Here is a 14,611-nt window from a genome sequence, read left to right on the forward strand (position 1 = left end):
CCCACCATTTATAGGTGGGATTCTTTACTTTAACTTAGCAAGACGATCCTCTAACTGACCACGCCAAATATTGGCTAGTTCAGGAACAGCAAGAATCTTTTCAATGCCATCTTTATCTTTTCTATTATGAAAATAAATTTCGTTAGAAAACAAAACAGATACATTGTTTGATGGACGTTTTAGCAATGTGATTTTAGAATCTTTACGTACAGTACCTTCTTGAAGAACGCGGCATAGGTAGCCAGTAAATCCAGTTGCTACAATGCGCGGCAGTATGCCAGGAATACCGAGGCGTTTTGAAATAGTGCTACAAGGTACTCTTGCTTGTGTCACTTGAATGATTGCTTCACCAAGTTGATATGTATCTCCGATGCAAACATCACGCTCTAACATATTTGTTACGGTAATGTTTTCGCCAAATGTGGAAGCTGGAAGCGTAGTTTGAAATTCCTCTTCCCATAGTGCGTAATGCTCGTGTGGGTACACACAAACAGCGCGATCAGGACCGCCGTGATGTTTTAAATCCGCTACGTCATCACCACGAAATCCGTCTTTTGAGAGAAAGGCCTCTTCTGTAGGATCTTTACATATACCTGTTATCATTTCTTTATCTTCGCCATATTTCATTTGTTTCGGTTTACCAGTACTAAAGTGAACGAGTTCAATTCCCATATTCGATCTCCTTTACGATTGATTACAATATTATAGCATTAAAAAAGCACAGAGAATTATAAAAACTCTGTGCTTTACATTAATAAACGAGAAATCCTGCTTTATCTAAAGCCTCGCAAGCAGCGTCTAATTTTTCTTTAGAATCTGCTTCAATTGTATGTAAGTGAATACCATCTGTAAGTTGCGAAAGATAGGAAGCATTTGTATTTTCGATTTTTTGTAAATATTGCTCTACATCAAATCGATTACTTACCATAATTGATGCTGTTAAGTCGCCGTATACAGGGTGCTCAACTTTTACGTCTTTAATCGTAACGCCATGATCAACAAGCATTGTAAGTTCTTGACGTACTTCTGCTGGTTTATGTTGGCATACAATCACGCGTTCAAAAGCCTGTTGCTTCTCCTGTGGTTTTAAATATAAATAGCCTTGAGCAGTTGCGATAATTGGCTCGTTTCTTGCTTTTAGTAAGGAGATATCTTGCACAATAACTTGTCTACTTACGTTTGTCTTCTTAGATAGTTCGTTTCCAGATAACGGTTCATTTGCAGCAAGCAGCCACTGAAGGATAAGTTGTCGTCTTTCTTCACCTAAAATCTTTTTTTGTTCATTTTGTTTCATTATGATTTAACACCTCTATAAAATTGATTTCCAATTGTGTGTAGTGCATGAATAGTAGTATCAATTTGTTCTTTCGTTGTTTGTTGTCCGAAAGAGAAGCGGACATATTGTTTAGCCTCTTCATACGTTCTTCCAATTGCAAGCATTGTTTTCGAAGGTTCTTGTTTACCAACTTGGCAAGCACTTCCGGTCGAGATGGCAATACCGCGGCGGTTGCATTCTAGCATTGTATATTGACCTTCTATTCCTTTTATTGTAACCCCAATAATATGTGGTAAACAAGAAGTAGAATGACCTTCTACTTCAATTTCTAGCGGAAGTGTTTGTAATTCCTCTAAAAAGTAGGATCGTAACTCTTTAAAACGTAAACTTTCTACCTGTTGATTTTTCAATATATTTTCAGCAGCTGTTAAAAAAGATGCGATGCCAGGAACGTTCACTGTGCCTGGGCGAAATCCTTTTTCGTGAGAAGTTCCCGGGAATATTTGTGCCCAGCGAACTTGTGGATTTATATAGCAAGCGCCGACACCTTTTGGACCGTATATTTTGTGTGCTGAAACAGAAAGACTATCAATTCCCATCTCAAAAACATGGATAGGCAGTTTACCAAACGTTTGCACACAATCCGTATGAAATAAAATATTATATGTTTTTAAAAGGGCCCCAATTTCTGCTATGTTTTGAACAGTCCCAATTTCAGAGTTTCCATGCTGTATACTTGCTAGTACAGTATCTTCTGTAATAGCTGCCTCTAAATCTACTAAACAAATGAGTCCGCTTTTATCAACAGGAATTTCAGTGATCATATAGCCTTTTGATTTTAGAGATTGAAAATAACTTCGAATGGATGCATGTTCCATAGGTGTCGTAATAATATGCTTCTTATTTCGGGCACTTAGAAGTGATTGAATCGCAAGATAGTTCGATTCCGATCCACAGCTTGTGAAAAATACTCCTTGTTCTTTGCCTCCAATCATTTCCGCAAATGTTTTTCGGCAAACTTGTAATAAAGAAGAAGCCGTTCCTCCAATATCATGTAAACTTTGTTCATTTCCGAAGTATTGCGAAGCTGCTTTCATATATGTTTGTAACGCTTCCTCGCTCATAGGTGTAGTAGCTGCATAGTCAAGATATATCATCATGTAAGTTCCTCTCTCTAGTAAGAGTTACATTTCTTTTACTTTTTAAATGGTAGTAGTGAAAATAAGAATTATAAAAAAACTCTTGTCATTATTTTAAAACTATGTAAATATAGGTGTCAAGACAGTTGAAAAGTGTAAAGTAGGAGGCAACAATTATGCCAAGTGCAGATGTCTTAATTATTGGAAGTGGCGTTGCGGCACTTCGTGTTGCAAAAGAGATTTGTCACGAAAAGAATGTGATTATTATCACAAAGGAGACGAAACGTAATAATAATACACATTTAGCTCAAGGTGGAATTGCCGCAGCGGTAGCGACATATGACAATCCTAATGATCATTTTGAAGATACGTTAGTAGCAGGGTGTCATTATAACAATGAAGAAGTGGTCCGTTATTTAGTCGAGGAAGGACCGAAAGAAATTAATAACCTTATTGAAAGAGGAATGAAATTTGATGGAGATGAAACAGGTCCTCATCTTGGAAAAGAAGGGGCGCATCGAAAACGTCGTATTTTACATGCAGGTGGCGATGCAACAGGAAAGAATTTATTAGAGCATCTTATTCAAGAAGTAGCTCCATACGTTACGGTAGTGGAACAGGAAATGGTGCTCGATTTTATTATAGAAAAAGATAAATGTGTTGGGGCTTTAACTCGCAACAATAAAGGAGAACTGAAACGTTACAATGCAGATTATACGGTGTTAGCTTCAGGCGGTATTGGCGGTTTATACGCCTTTACATCTAATGATGAGACAATTACAGGCGATGGACTTGCAATGGTGTACCGCGCAGGTGGGGAACTTGTAGATTTAGAGTTTATACAATTTCATCCGACGATGTTATACGCGGGTGGGCGTTGTTCCGGTCTCGTGTCCGAAGCTGTTCGCGGAGAAGGAGCTGTCCTTATAAATGGAAAAGGACAGCGTTTTATGATGGAGATACATCCTGAACAGGATCTAGCCCCGCGTGATGTAGTGGCTAGGGCTATTCATGAACAGCTACTTGAGGGTGAAAAAGTGTACTTAAACATCGAAATGATTCAAAACTTTGAACAACGCTTTCCGACCGTGTCATCGATATGTAAAACAAATGGAGTCGATATAAATAAAAAACTTATTCCGATCGTGCCCGGTACTCATTTTCACATGGGCGGCGTGAAAACGAACTGTGATGGAGAGACGTCTATTCTGAACTTATACGCAGTCGGTGAAGTAGCTTGTAACGGGGTTCATGGTGCAAATAGATTAGCGAGTAATTCATTATTAGAAGGTCTTGTGTTTGGAAAAAGAATCGGACGACACATTTTATCTAGAGAGACAAAAGAAAAGGTGAACATGCTAGCCGAAAAGGAAGCAAAGTTTATCGTTCTGAATCATTTACCGACGAAAGAAGAAATACAAAAATGCATGATGAAATATGTTGGGATTGTGCGAACAGAGCAAAGTTTATCTTATGCGAAGAGATGGCTTAGTAAGTATGGTGTTCGAAATATGATATTACAACATGATGTTCTTACGAATGAAGAGATAACGCTTATTAATATGTTAACGGTTTGTGAGCTTATAGTTGTGTCAGCCTTGCAAAGAGAAGAAAGTATTGGCGGGCATTACCGGAGTGATTATCCAGATAGAAATATAGGAAAGAAAGAGATTGTTCGAGTAAAGAGAAAACTACAAATTGTGTGATGAGGGGAAGAGGGGCTTTATGAACACGATAAAAGTTAAAGAAGCATTAAATCGATTTTTTTTAGAAGATATAGGGGAAAGAGATGTAACATCTCAGCTTATTTTTCCAGATAACTTGCTTTCGAAAGGAGCGTTTCTTGCGAAGGATACAGGGGTCTTTGCAGGATGTTTAGTAATTGAATCAGGATTTAAATTAATTGATGAGAGAATTGAAGTAGAGCTTCATAAAAAAGATGGGGATCTTGTAGAAAAAGGCGAAATCATTGCAACTGTGCAAGGTCCAATTGCCTCGTTATTAACAGCAGAGCGCGTTATATTAAACGTTATTCAGCGTATGAGTGGGATAGCCACGATGACACGTAAAGCGGTTCTTGCGTTAGATAGTAGTCATACTCGCATTTGTGATACGCGAAAAACGATGCCTGGGCTACGTATGTTTGATAAATATGCAGTCGTGTGCGGAGGTGGATTTAACCACCGCTTCGGTTTATATGACGGTGTCATGATTAAAGACAATCATATTGCGTTTGCTGGTTCTATTACAAAAGCTATTACATCGGTGAAAGAAAAATTAGGACATATGGTGAAAGTAGAAGTGGAAACAGAAACGGAGGAGCAAGTGAGAGAGGCAGTAGCAGCCGGTGCGGATATTATTATGTTTGATAACCGTACGCCAGATGAAATTCGAGAGTTTTCAAAGATTGTGCCAAGCGCCATTGTTACGGAAGCGTCAGGTGGCATTACAGTTGAAGATTTATCGAAATATGGAAAAACAGGGGTAGATTATATTTCACTTGGATTGTTAACACATTCAGTGAAAGCACTTGATATTAGTTTCAATATTGAAGCGTAAGGAAAGTGGCTTAGAGGGGGAGAAAGGTATATGAGTATTTTAGAAAAAGTACAGCCAATTGAAACGATGTTACCAGAGCGTTATTACACAATGTCAACGGAAAATATGGAAAAGCGTGTTCGTGAAATTAAAGAAAAAATGGGGAAAACGTTATTTATTCCAGGGCATCATTATCAAAAGGATGAAGTTGTACAATTTTCTGATGCAGCAGGGGACTCACTTCAGCTTGCGCAAGTTGCAGCGAGTAATAAAGAAGCAAAATACATTGTGTTTTGTGGTGTGCACTTTATGGCAGAAACAGCAGATATGTTAACGACAGATGAACAAGTTGTCATCTTACCAGATATGCGCGCAGGTTGTTCAATGGCGGACATGGCAGATATTGAACAAACAGAAAGAGCGTGGAAAGAGCTCACGAAGTTATTTGGAGATACGATGATTCCGTTAACGTATGTAAATTCTACAGCTGCAATTAAAGCGTTTTGCGGTCGTAATGGTGGAGCGACAGTAACTTCTTCAAATGCAAAACAAATGGTTTCTTGGGCGTTTACACAAAAAGAGCGTCTTGTCTTTTTACCAGACCAACATTTAGGAAGAAATACAGCGTACGATTTAGGTATTCCGTTAGATAAAATGGCGGTATGGGATCCACATACAGATTCATTAGAATACGATGGAAACATAGAAGAAATCCAAGTGATTTTATGGAAAGGACATTGTTCAGTTCATCAAAACTTTACAGTGACAAATATTGAAAGTGTGCGGAAAAATCATCCGGATATGAATATTATTGTACATCCAGAATGTTGCTATGAAGTTGTAGCCGCTTCCGACTATGCAGGTTCAACAAAATACATTATTGATATGATTGAATCAGCTCCAGTTGGAAGTAAATGGGCAATTGGTACAGAAATGAATTTAGTGAACCGAATTATTCAGCAACATCCAGATAAAGAAATTGTTTCACTTAATCCATTTATGTGTCCGTGCTTAACGATGAATCGAATTGACCTCCCTCACTTACTATGGGTGCTTGAAACGATAGAAGGCGGAGGAGAGATTAACGTTATTAGCGTAGACAAACAAGTAACGAAAGAAGCAGTTCTCGCATTAAATCGTATGTTAGAGCGTGTTTAAAGCAACGGGAATACCGTTGCTTTTTTTCATACATATAATCATAACGAGAGCGAAATGGGCATACATTGTTTTGAAGAAATCATTGTGGTTTTTATGCCTATTCCACTTCCAACTATATTGAAAATAGAAGAAGTGATAAAAGTGAAAAGAAGTTAATGTTATTTAGAAAGGGTTACTTCATGAGATTTGTTACTTATAGATAAGTTATACAGGAGGGGGAAAATTTGAAAATTCATATCGTGCAAAAAGGGGATACCCTTTGGAAAATTGCGAAAAAGTACGGAGTGGATTTTGACACGCTGAAAAAAACAAATACACAGCTTAGTAATCCAGATTTAATCATGCCAGGTATGAAAATTAAAGTACCATCAAACGGCGTCCACGTGAAACAGCAAGCTGGAGCAGGATCAGCACCTCCAAAGCAATACGTAAAAGAAGTGCAACAAAAAGAATTTGCAGCAACACCAACGCCGCTTGGAATAGAAGATGAGGAAGAAGTTACGTATCAATCGGCACCAATTACCCAGCAGCCCGCTATGCAACAAACACAAAAAGAAGTGCAAGTAAAACCGCAAAAAGAAGTACAGATAAAACCACAAAAAGAAGTGCAAGTAAAACCACAAAAGGAAATGCAAGTGAAGCCGCAAAAAGAAGTACAGGTGAAACCACAAAAAGAAGTGCAAAAAGAACAGCCAATTCAAAAAGAAAAACCAGCTGAAAAACCGTCTGTTATTCAAAAGCCACCTGTTATAGAAAAACAAAAACCGGCGGAAAAAGAAAATACGAAGTTTTCGATAAATGTATTACCACAGCCGCCGCAACCGCCAATAAAAACGAAAAAAGAATATAAAATTTCAGATGTAATTAAAAAAGGAAGCGAGTTAATTGCTCCGCAAATTACGAAAATGAAACCTAACAACGTCATTTCTCCGCAAACGAAAAAGGATAATATAGTATCACCGCAAGTAAAGAAAGAAAATGTAGGAAACATAGTATCGCCGCAAGTGAAGAAAGAAAATGTAGGGAATATAGTATCGCCGCAAGTAAAGAAAGAAAATGTAGGAAACATAGTATCACCGCAAGTAAAGAAAGAAAATGTAGGGAATATAGTATCGCCGCAAGTAAAGAAAGAAAATGTAGGGAATATAGTATCGCCGCAAGTGAAGAAAGAAAATGTAGGGAATATAGTATCGCCGCAAGTGAAGAAAGAAAATGTAGGGAATATAGTGTCACCGCAAGTAAAGAAAGAAAATGTAGGAAGCATAGTATCACCAAATGTATCGAAAGAAAATGTAGTTATCCCACAAGTCATACCGCCAAATATTCAAGTACCAAATATAATGCCAATGTTGGATAACAATCAACCACCAAACATAATGCCAATGTTGGATAACAATCAACCACCAAACATAATGCCAATGTTGGATAACAATCAACCACCAAACATAATGCCAATAATGGATAACAACCAACCACCAAACATAATGCCGATTATGGATAACAATCAAATGCCGAATATGATGCCGATTATGGATAATAACCAAATGCCAAATATGATGCCGATTATGGATAATAACCAAATGCCAAATATGATGCCGATTATGGATAACAATCAAATGCCAAATATGATGCCGATTATGGATAATAACCAAATGCCGAATATGATGCCGATTATGGATAACAATCAAATGCCGAATATGATGCCGATCATGGATAACAATCAAATGCCAAATATGATGCCGATCATGGATAACAATCAAATGCCAAATATGATGCCGATCATGGATAACAATCAACCACCGAATATGATGCCATATCAAATGCCGTATCAACAGCCGATGATGCCGCCGAATCCATATTATCAACAACAAAACCCATATTACAATATGCCATATCAGCAAGGGGCACCTTTTGGACCACAGTATACGTCTATGCCAAATCCAAATATGATGCCAATGGATAATAATATGCCGCCACTCATACAAGGTGAGGAAGATTGTGGATGCGGAGGAGAGAGTAGGTTATATAGTCCGCAGCCTGGGGGACCACAATACGCTAATCCTTTATATTATCAACCAACGCAGTCTGCATATGCACCACAGCCAGGGACGATGTATTATCAACCAGATCCACCAAATGTATTTGGAGAGCCAGTCGCAGAAGAAGAGGACGAAGAAGAAGTTTAAAAAAAGGTGGGAATAATCCCACCTTTTTTGTATGTAGAATTGTTTTGAAAACGGAAGATTTACATCAAGTGTTAGAAAATTCCCAGTGAAATATTAACAGTGTAAAAACCTTCTCTGTTACTCATCATAAGAGGGAGCTTTTCAGAAGAGAAGTTCATTCTAACAGAGGGGGTTTTTGTATTGAATACGAAAGTAAAAGTGATTGCTGCTTCTTTGTTAGTTACCAGTGCATTAGCTGCATGTGGTACACCAAAAGATAACAATGCGATGGATGGACGTAACTACAATTACGAGCGTACATCTTATAATGATACACATCAGTATCGTGATAATGTAGCGCGTAACGATCGTTATACAGATTATGTAACATATAGAAACGGTCGTAACGATACAGGATATAATAATTATTACCGTGATGTAAATTACAACGGGCAAATTGCTAATCCCCATCCAACTCGTAATATTACAATGAACAATTCATACATTAACAATGATGGTAAAACTGCAGAAAAAATTACAAATCGTGTGAAACGTATGAATAACGTAGACCGCGTGTCTACGGTTGTATATGGAAACGACGTAGCGATTGCAGTAAAACCACGTAACACAGCGACAAATGAAACGGCGATGGCGAACGAAATTCGTCAAGCGGTTTCAAATGAAGTTGGAAACAGAAACGTATATGTTTCTGTAAGAAATGATATGTTTACTCGTGTCGATGCAATGAGTACGCGTCTACGTAACGGTACAGTTACAAACGATTTTAATCGTGACATAGGAAATATGTTCCGAGACATTCGTTACGGTTTAACTGGTACAGTGCGATAGCAAAACAAAAGAGGAAGGGATTGCCCTTCCTCTTTATTCATCGTTATCTTGTAAACGACGTTTTTTAATAAAATAACCAACGGAATAAGAAACTAAAAAGCATATGAAGAAAATACTACCTGCTAGAAGTGCTTCAAACAGAGGTCTTTCTGGACTGAAAATGATATAAATAATAACTATGATAGTTGCTACAATAAGAGAGCGTACGACAAGTTTGTAATAAGGAGTTAATTTTATTTCTTTTTCGCCTTCTTCTACATCGATAGAAACGCTTAACTGTAAATAACTAAGTACGATACTTGTAAGGATAAATAATAACCATAATGGAGATTTCGTAATTTGATCCATTCCTTCAGTGAATCCGATATAGCCTAAAATGCCAATTATACCAAGCGATTGAAAAAGAAAGGCAATACGTATGTTTTTTAATGTTTTCAGAATGAGACGTTCATCCTTTATTTTTTTTACAATATCCATCTCCTGTTTATTATGATTTCGCTGTCACATCAATTGAAATATATATATTACATTTATCAATTTATAATTTACATAAAGTTCGTTTGGGTGAAAGAGAAAATAAAATATTTTTATAAACATGTTGCACTTATACGTTATTAATGTTATATTAGCAAAGCGATGAGCTAATTTACGTAAGACGAGAGATATGCTTAAGTGCTAAACACGCGAATGTGGTCGCCTGGTCTCTCGCCGTAAACGCATCAAGACGCCTGCTTGCAGGCGTCTTTCATTTTATATAAAAACAAATGCTAATGCAGATAAGGATAAAACCTTATCTGCATTTTTTATTTTTGAGAGAAATGTAATGTGGTTGTTTATATGGATAAAACCTCCACTTTCGGCAAAACTACTAATGAAAGTTTGATTTTGCCTAAAAGAGGTGAACGGAAATGAAATGGATACTGATTGCAGTGCAAGCTTTCGTGATGATGTTTTGTTTAGCCTATGAAACGAGTGTGAGGGCGGAAGGACCAGTACCAGAAGTAACAGAAAAAGAACCTGAAGTTACAATTTTATTAGAGCGTATGTATGTTGATGGAGAAGTAAGTGAAGAAATATTTACAGAAAAAGTAGCGGATTTAGAAAAGTTTTTACAGCAATATAAAGAATGGCAACTCGTTGATCGTGATGATGTACAAATTGTATTGCAAAAGAAAGTGGACGATATTTCTCCGTTATTGAAGACGAGCGGCTATTTTGGTGTTTCAGAGGAAGGGATATTACAAATTTTCAAGGGTGTACCAAAAAGCGATAATGCGATTCATTCTTTCTTTCAAATTGATATGAAAAAACTTGAGAGTTATGAGCGTGCGAAATTGAAACGTGGTATTCGTATAAAATCAAAAGAAAGTTTTGTGAAGACGATTGAAAAAATGAAGCAATATGCAGTGCAAAATAAGAAAAAAAGCAGCTCATGGTGAGCTGCTTTTTCTTACTTGTTTTTAGCTAAAATTTCTTTTGCGATTTCATCAATTAGCATATCTTTTCCGATTGGATTGAATGCTTTCGTATTGAAGATTTCATTCGATACTTCATATACGTGATTGTTTTTTACTGCTTTATTGTCTTTCCAAACAGCACTATTTTTATAGTCTTCGTACACTTTATCAGCCTCGCCGCCGAAGTTTACAATAAACATTTGATCAGGTTGGAATGCAACAAGCCCTTCTAATGATACTTGCGCCATCGTTTGTTTTAAATCTGTACCTTTTGTTGCTGGAAGTTTTAAGTCGTTAAAGATGATGTCACCGTATCCGAAGCTACCGTATACACGGAAGTTTTGTGGTGTAACTGCGACAAACATAAAGTTTTCATCTTTTGTTTTTTCTTTAATTTTTTTAGATAAAGAGTCTGCTTTTTTATCGTAGTCGGCAATCCATTTGTCAGCTTTCTTTTCTTCATCAAATAGTTTACCTACTTCTTTAAACTTACCGCGCCAGTCTTCTAAGTTTGTTTCTAGAACAACAGTCGGTGCAACCTTTTCTAATTGATCATAAATTTTTAATTGACGATTATTTAAAATAATTAAGTCCGGTTTTAAAGCTGTAACAGCTTCTAAATCAACTTTAGGTGCCCAGTACCAGCCAACTGCTTTTACGCCATCTAGCTTGTCTGTTAAGTGATTTTGGATTTTATCTTTATATGTATTTGCTGTACCAACAGGTTTGTGTCCAAGAAGTAATAACTCTTCTGTTGATCCAGATAAGTCAACAATTCTCTTTGGATTTACTGGAATTGTAGCTTCCCCTTTAGCGTGTTTCACAACTTTTGTTTTCGGTTGTTCTTTTGCTTTTGACGCTTCTTTTTGAGAAGAACAGCCAACGATAGAAAGAACGACTAGCATAATAGTTAATAAAATAAATAACTTACGTTTCATCCTGATGTAACCCCTTTAATTAGTATTGATAATCATTATCGACTACTGTATATTAAGGTGCTTTATCCTTTCTGTCAATGGAAAATAACAGAAGTTTTAAACAGAGAACATTTGTTGGGGTAGTCTCGCTTTTCTATCATTAAATATGTTAAAATGGAATACATGATTTAAGAGGGAGAGATCGTATTTTGTTTGAATATGTTACAGGTTACGTGGAGTATGTAGGACCGGAATATGTCGTAATTGACCATAATGGAATTGGGTACCAAATTTTCACACCAAATCCGTATGTATTTCAAAGAAGTAAGCAAGAAATCCGTGTCTATACATATCATTATGTGAGAGAAGATATTATGGCACTTTACGGGTTTAAAACACGTGAAGAGCGTTTATTATTTACAAAATTGTTAGGTGTGTCTGGCATTGGGCCAAAAGGCGCTCTTGCGATTTTAGCTTCTGGTCAAACAGGACAGGTCGTTCAAGCGATTGAACATGAAGATGAGAAGTTTTTAGTGAAATTCCCGGGCGTCGGAAAGAAAACAGCGCGCCAAATGATTTTAGATTTAAAAGGAAAACTAGCAGATGTTGTACCAGATGCATTTGTTGATTTGTTCTCAGATGTTGAAAGTTTTGATGAGAAGAAAGGTTCCTCAGTTGAACTTGATGAAGCACTGGAAGCACTGCGTGCACTTGGTTATGCAGAACGGGAAGTTTCTCGTGTTGTACCAGAGTTATTAAAAGAATCATTAACGACGGATCAATATATTAAAAAGGCACTTAGTCTTTTACTAAATGGTAAGAGGTGAGTATAATGGACGAACGTCTCCTTTCAGGGGAATCTGGATACGAAGATGCGGATTTAGAGTATTCATTACGGCCACAGACGCTCCGTCAGTATATTGGCCAAGATAAAGCGAAACATAATTTAGAAGTGTTTATTGAAGCGGCGAAAATGCGTGAAGAAACGTTAGATCACGTACTTTTATATGGACCACCTGGACTTGGTAAAACGACGCTTGCGAATATTATTGCCAATGAAATGGGTGTTAACATTCGAACGACGTCAGGTCCCGCAATTGAAAGACCAGGAGATTTAGCAGCGGTATTAACAGCACTTCAGCCTGGAGATGTATTGTTTATTGATGAAATTCATCGTTTGCATAGATCAATTGAAGAAGTACTATATCCTGCGATGGAAGATTTTTGCCTTGATATCGTAATTGGAAAAGGACCGTCAGCACGGTCTGTACGTTTAGATTTACCTCCATTTACATTAGTTGGAGCGACAACACGTGCCGGAGCATTATCAGCGCCGCTCCGTGACCGTTTCGGTGTACTTTCAAGATTAGAGTATTATACAGTGGATCAGCTTTCTGCGATTGTTGAACGTACAGCGGAAGTATTCGAAGTGGAAATTGATTCGTTAGCCGCACTAGAAATTGCAAGACGTGCCCGTGGTACACCTCGTATTGCGAATCGTTTATTACGACGTGTACGTGACTTCGCACAAGTTCGCAGCGACGGAACAATTGCAATGGAAATTACACAAATGGCATTAGAACTACTGCAGGTAGATAAATTAGGACTCGATCATATTGATCATAAATTATTGCTCGGTATAATTGAGAAATTCCGTGGTGGCCCAGTTGGATTAGAGACAGTTTCGGCAACGATTGGAGAAGAATCTCATACAATTGAAGATGTGTATGAGCCGTATTTATTACAAATTGGCTTTTTACAACGAACGCCAAGAGGCCGAATCGTAACGCCACTTGCGTATGAACATTTCGGAATGGAGATGCCAAAAGTATGACGGAGATACCGAAATTGCTTATAACAGCAGGTATCTTACTCATTGTTGTTGGCTTAGCTTGGAAGTTCGTTGGAAGGCTTCCAGGCGATATTTTTGTGAAAAAAGGTAACGTTACCTTTTATTTTCCTATCATTACATGTATTGTGTTAAGTATTGCATTATCTTTTATTATGTATATAATAAATCGATTCAAATAAGAAATAGGTGGATACAGTTATGGATATTAATCTGTTTGATTTTCATTTACCAGAAGAACTTATTGCACAAGTCCCGTTAGAGGATCGTGAAACATCAAGATTAATGGTGTTAGACCGTGAAACTGGTGATATTGAGCATAAACATTTTACTGACATTCTTTCTTACTTACATGAGGGGGATTGCTTAGTTTTAAATGAAACGAAAGTTATGCCTGCTCGCTTGCACGGTGTGAAAGAAGATACAGGCGCGCACATTGAAGTGCTTCTTTTGAAACAAGAGGAAGGCGATAAGTGGGAAACGCTTGTTAAGCCAGCGAAACGTGTAAAAGAAGGAACTGTAATTTCTTTTGGTGAAGGGAAATTAAAAGCAACTTGCACAGGGACTGCAGATCAAGGTGGGCGTCAGCTTGAATTTTCATATGACGGCATCTTCTATGAAATTTTAGATGAACTTGGGGAAATGCCACTTCCTCCATATATTAAAGAGACACTGGAAGATCGCGATCGCTATCAAACAGTATATGCGAAAGAAATCGGTTCAGCAGCAGCGCCGACAGCGGGACTTCACTTTACAGAAGAGTTACTTGAGAAGTTAAAGAAAAAAGGCGTTCAGTTAGCATTTATTACACTTCACGTAGGGCTTGGAACATTTAGACCAGTTTCTGCAGATACGATTGAAGAGCATCATATGCACGCAGAATATTACCATATGTCTGAAGAGACAGCGGCATTATTAAATCGTGTGAAAGAGAATGGTGGACGTATTATTACTGTAGGTACGACATCAACTCGTACGTTAGAAACGATTGCGACCGATCATAGTGGTAAGCTTTGCGCAGCTTCTGGTTGGACAGATATTTTTATGTACCCAGGATATGAATTTAAAGCAATTGATGGTTTAATTACAAACTTCCATTTGCCGAAATCAACATTAATTATGCTTGTAAGTGCATTTTCAAATAGAGATAATGTACTTCATGCTTATAATGAAGCAGTAAAAGAAAAATATCGTTTCTTTAGCTTCGGTGACGCAATGTTCGTTGCATCTCACGCTAAAATGAGAAACAAATAAAAGGAGTAA

At 37.4% G+C, this 14,611-nt stretch carries 14 protein-coding genes and 1 pseudogene; 10 read left to right on the plus strand and 5 right to left on the minus strand.

The genetic code is table 11. The features are described 5' to 3' along the window. Positions 1-24: 24 nt before the first annotated feature. The 3 genes from DPQ31_RS20580 to DPQ31_RS20590 all read right to left on the minus strand — a co-directional run bounded on the left by DPQ31_RS20580 (position 25) and on the right by DPQ31_RS20590 (position 2,436). Positions 25-672 carry an MOSC domain-containing protein gene (locus DPQ31_RS20580; RefSeq protein ID WP_000510705.1) on the minus strand — a complete coding sequence of 216 codons (648 nt, stop codon included), beginning with the start codon at positions 670-672 and terminating at the stop codon, positions 25-27. A gap of 79 nt (positions 673-751) precedes the next feature. Continuing rightward, positions 752-1,294 (minus strand): transcription repressor NadR, encoded by a 543-nt coding sequence (locus DPQ31_RS20585; RefSeq protein ID WP_000812272.1) that lies wholly within the window; start codon positions 1,292-1,294, stop codon positions 752-754. Further along, complete coding sequence (locus tag DPQ31_RS20590) at positions 1,294-2,436, minus strand: IscS subfamily cysteine desulfurase (RefSeq protein ID WP_199631828.1); 1,143 nt, start codon at positions 2,434-2,436, stop codon at positions 1,294-1,296. The genes DPQ31_RS20585 and DPQ31_RS20590 overlap by 1 nt, the downstream gene beginning before the upstream one ends. A 155-nt stretch (positions 2,437-2,591) precedes the next feature. On the opposite strand from DPQ31_RS20590, the gene nadB reads away from it, so the two are divergent. The 5 genes and pseudogenes from nadB to DPQ31_RS20615 all read left to right on the plus strand — a co-directional run bounded on the left by nadB (position 2,592) and on the right by DPQ31_RS20615 (position 9,125). Continuing rightward, positions 2,592-4,121, plus strand: coding sequence for an L-aspartate oxidase (gene nadB / locus DPQ31_RS20595; RefSeq protein ID WP_052943868.1), 1,530 nt, complete (start codon positions 2,592-2,594; stop codon positions 4,119-4,121). A gap of 19 nt (positions 4,122-4,140) precedes the next feature. After that, positions 4,141-4,974, plus strand: a complete 834-nt coding sequence (nadC, locus tag DPQ31_RS20600; RefSeq protein ID WP_208730937.1) for a carboxylating nicotinate-nucleotide diphosphorylase — start codon at positions 4,141-4,143, stop codon at positions 4,972-4,974. A 30-nt stretch (positions 4,975-5,004) separates the two neighbouring features. After that, entirely contained in the window at positions 5,005-6,111 is a 1,107-nt protein-coding gene (gene nadA, locus DPQ31_RS20605; protein WP_208730938.1) for a quinolinate synthase NadA, read from the plus strand. A gap of 224 nt (positions 6,112-6,335) precedes the next feature. Further along, positions 6,336-6,498, plus strand: a pseudogene (gene safA / locus DPQ31_RS29865) (SafA/ExsA family spore coat assembly protein); the annotation flags it as partial. Positions 6,499-8,477: 1,979 nt separating this feature from the next. Next, on the plus strand, positions 8,478-9,125 hold the full coding sequence (locus DPQ31_RS20615) for a YhcN/YlaJ family sporulation lipoprotein (RefSeq protein WP_098822036.1): 648 nt from the start codon (positions 8,478-8,480) through the stop codon (positions 9,123-9,125). A 33-nt stretch (positions 9,126-9,158) separates the two neighbouring features. Here the strand turns inward: DPQ31_RS20615 and DPQ31_RS20620 are convergent, their stop codons facing one another. After that, positions 9,159-9,602 (minus strand): branched-chain amino acid ABC transporter substrate-binding protein, encoded by a 444-nt coding sequence (locus DPQ31_RS20620; protein WP_208730940.1) that lies wholly within the window; start codon positions 9,600-9,602, stop codon positions 9,159-9,161. Between the two features lie 431 nt (positions 9,603-10,033). On the opposite strand from DPQ31_RS20620, the gene DPQ31_RS20625 reads away from it, so the two are divergent. Then, positions 10,034-10,564, plus strand: a complete 531-nt coding sequence (locus DPQ31_RS20625) for a BofC C-terminal domain-containing protein (protein WP_052943593.1) — start codon at positions 10,034-10,036, stop codon at positions 10,562-10,564. Between the two features lie 11 nt (positions 10,565-10,575). On the opposite strand, the gene DPQ31_RS20630 is transcribed toward DPQ31_RS20625, so the two are convergent. Further along, complete coding sequence (locus tag DPQ31_RS20630) at positions 10,576-11,520, minus strand: iron-hydroxamate ABC transporter substrate-binding protein (protein WP_000823617.1); 945 nt, start codon at positions 11,518-11,520, stop codon at positions 10,576-10,578. Positions 11,521-11,708: 188 nt separating this feature from the next. Between DPQ31_RS20630 and ruvA the strand changes: the two genes are divergently transcribed. From ruvA to queA, 4 genes are read left to right on the plus strand one after another with little or no spacing between them, the layout of a single operon-like run. Next, a complete protein-coding gene (ruvA, locus tag DPQ31_RS20635) occupies positions 11,709-12,326 on the plus strand; it encodes a Holliday junction DNA helicase RuvA (protein WP_000464514.1) in 618 nt (205 codons plus the stop codon). 5 nt (positions 12,327-12,331) lie between these two features. After that, positions 12,332-13,333, plus strand: a complete 1,002-nt coding sequence (gene ruvB / locus DPQ31_RS20640; RefSeq protein WP_000344470.1) for a Holliday junction branch migration DNA helicase RuvB — start codon at positions 12,332-12,334, stop codon at positions 13,331-13,333. After that, the gene (locus tag DPQ31_RS20645; protein WP_098822034.1) at positions 13,330-13,530 is read left to right on the plus strand and encodes a DUF2905 domain-containing protein; all 201 of its coding nucleotides are present in this window, start codon (positions 13,330-13,332) and stop codon (positions 13,528-13,530) included. Before ruvB ends, DPQ31_RS20645 begins: the two co-directional genes overlap by 4 nt. A 19-nt stretch (positions 13,531-13,549) precedes the next feature. After that, positions 13,550-14,602: a tRNA preQ1(34) S-adenosylmethionine ribosyltransferase-isomerase QueA gene (queA, locus tag DPQ31_RS20650; protein WP_000354012.1), complete on the plus strand. Its 1,053-nt coding sequence runs from the start codon at positions 13,550-13,552 to the stop codon at positions 14,600-14,602. Positions 14,603-14,611: the final 9 nt, after the last annotated feature.

The organism is Bacillus sp. COPE52 (assembly GCF_003355115.1).
Classification (GTDB): Bacteria; Bacillota; Bacilli; order Bacillales; family Bacillaceae_G; genus Bacillus_A; species Bacillus_A toyonensis.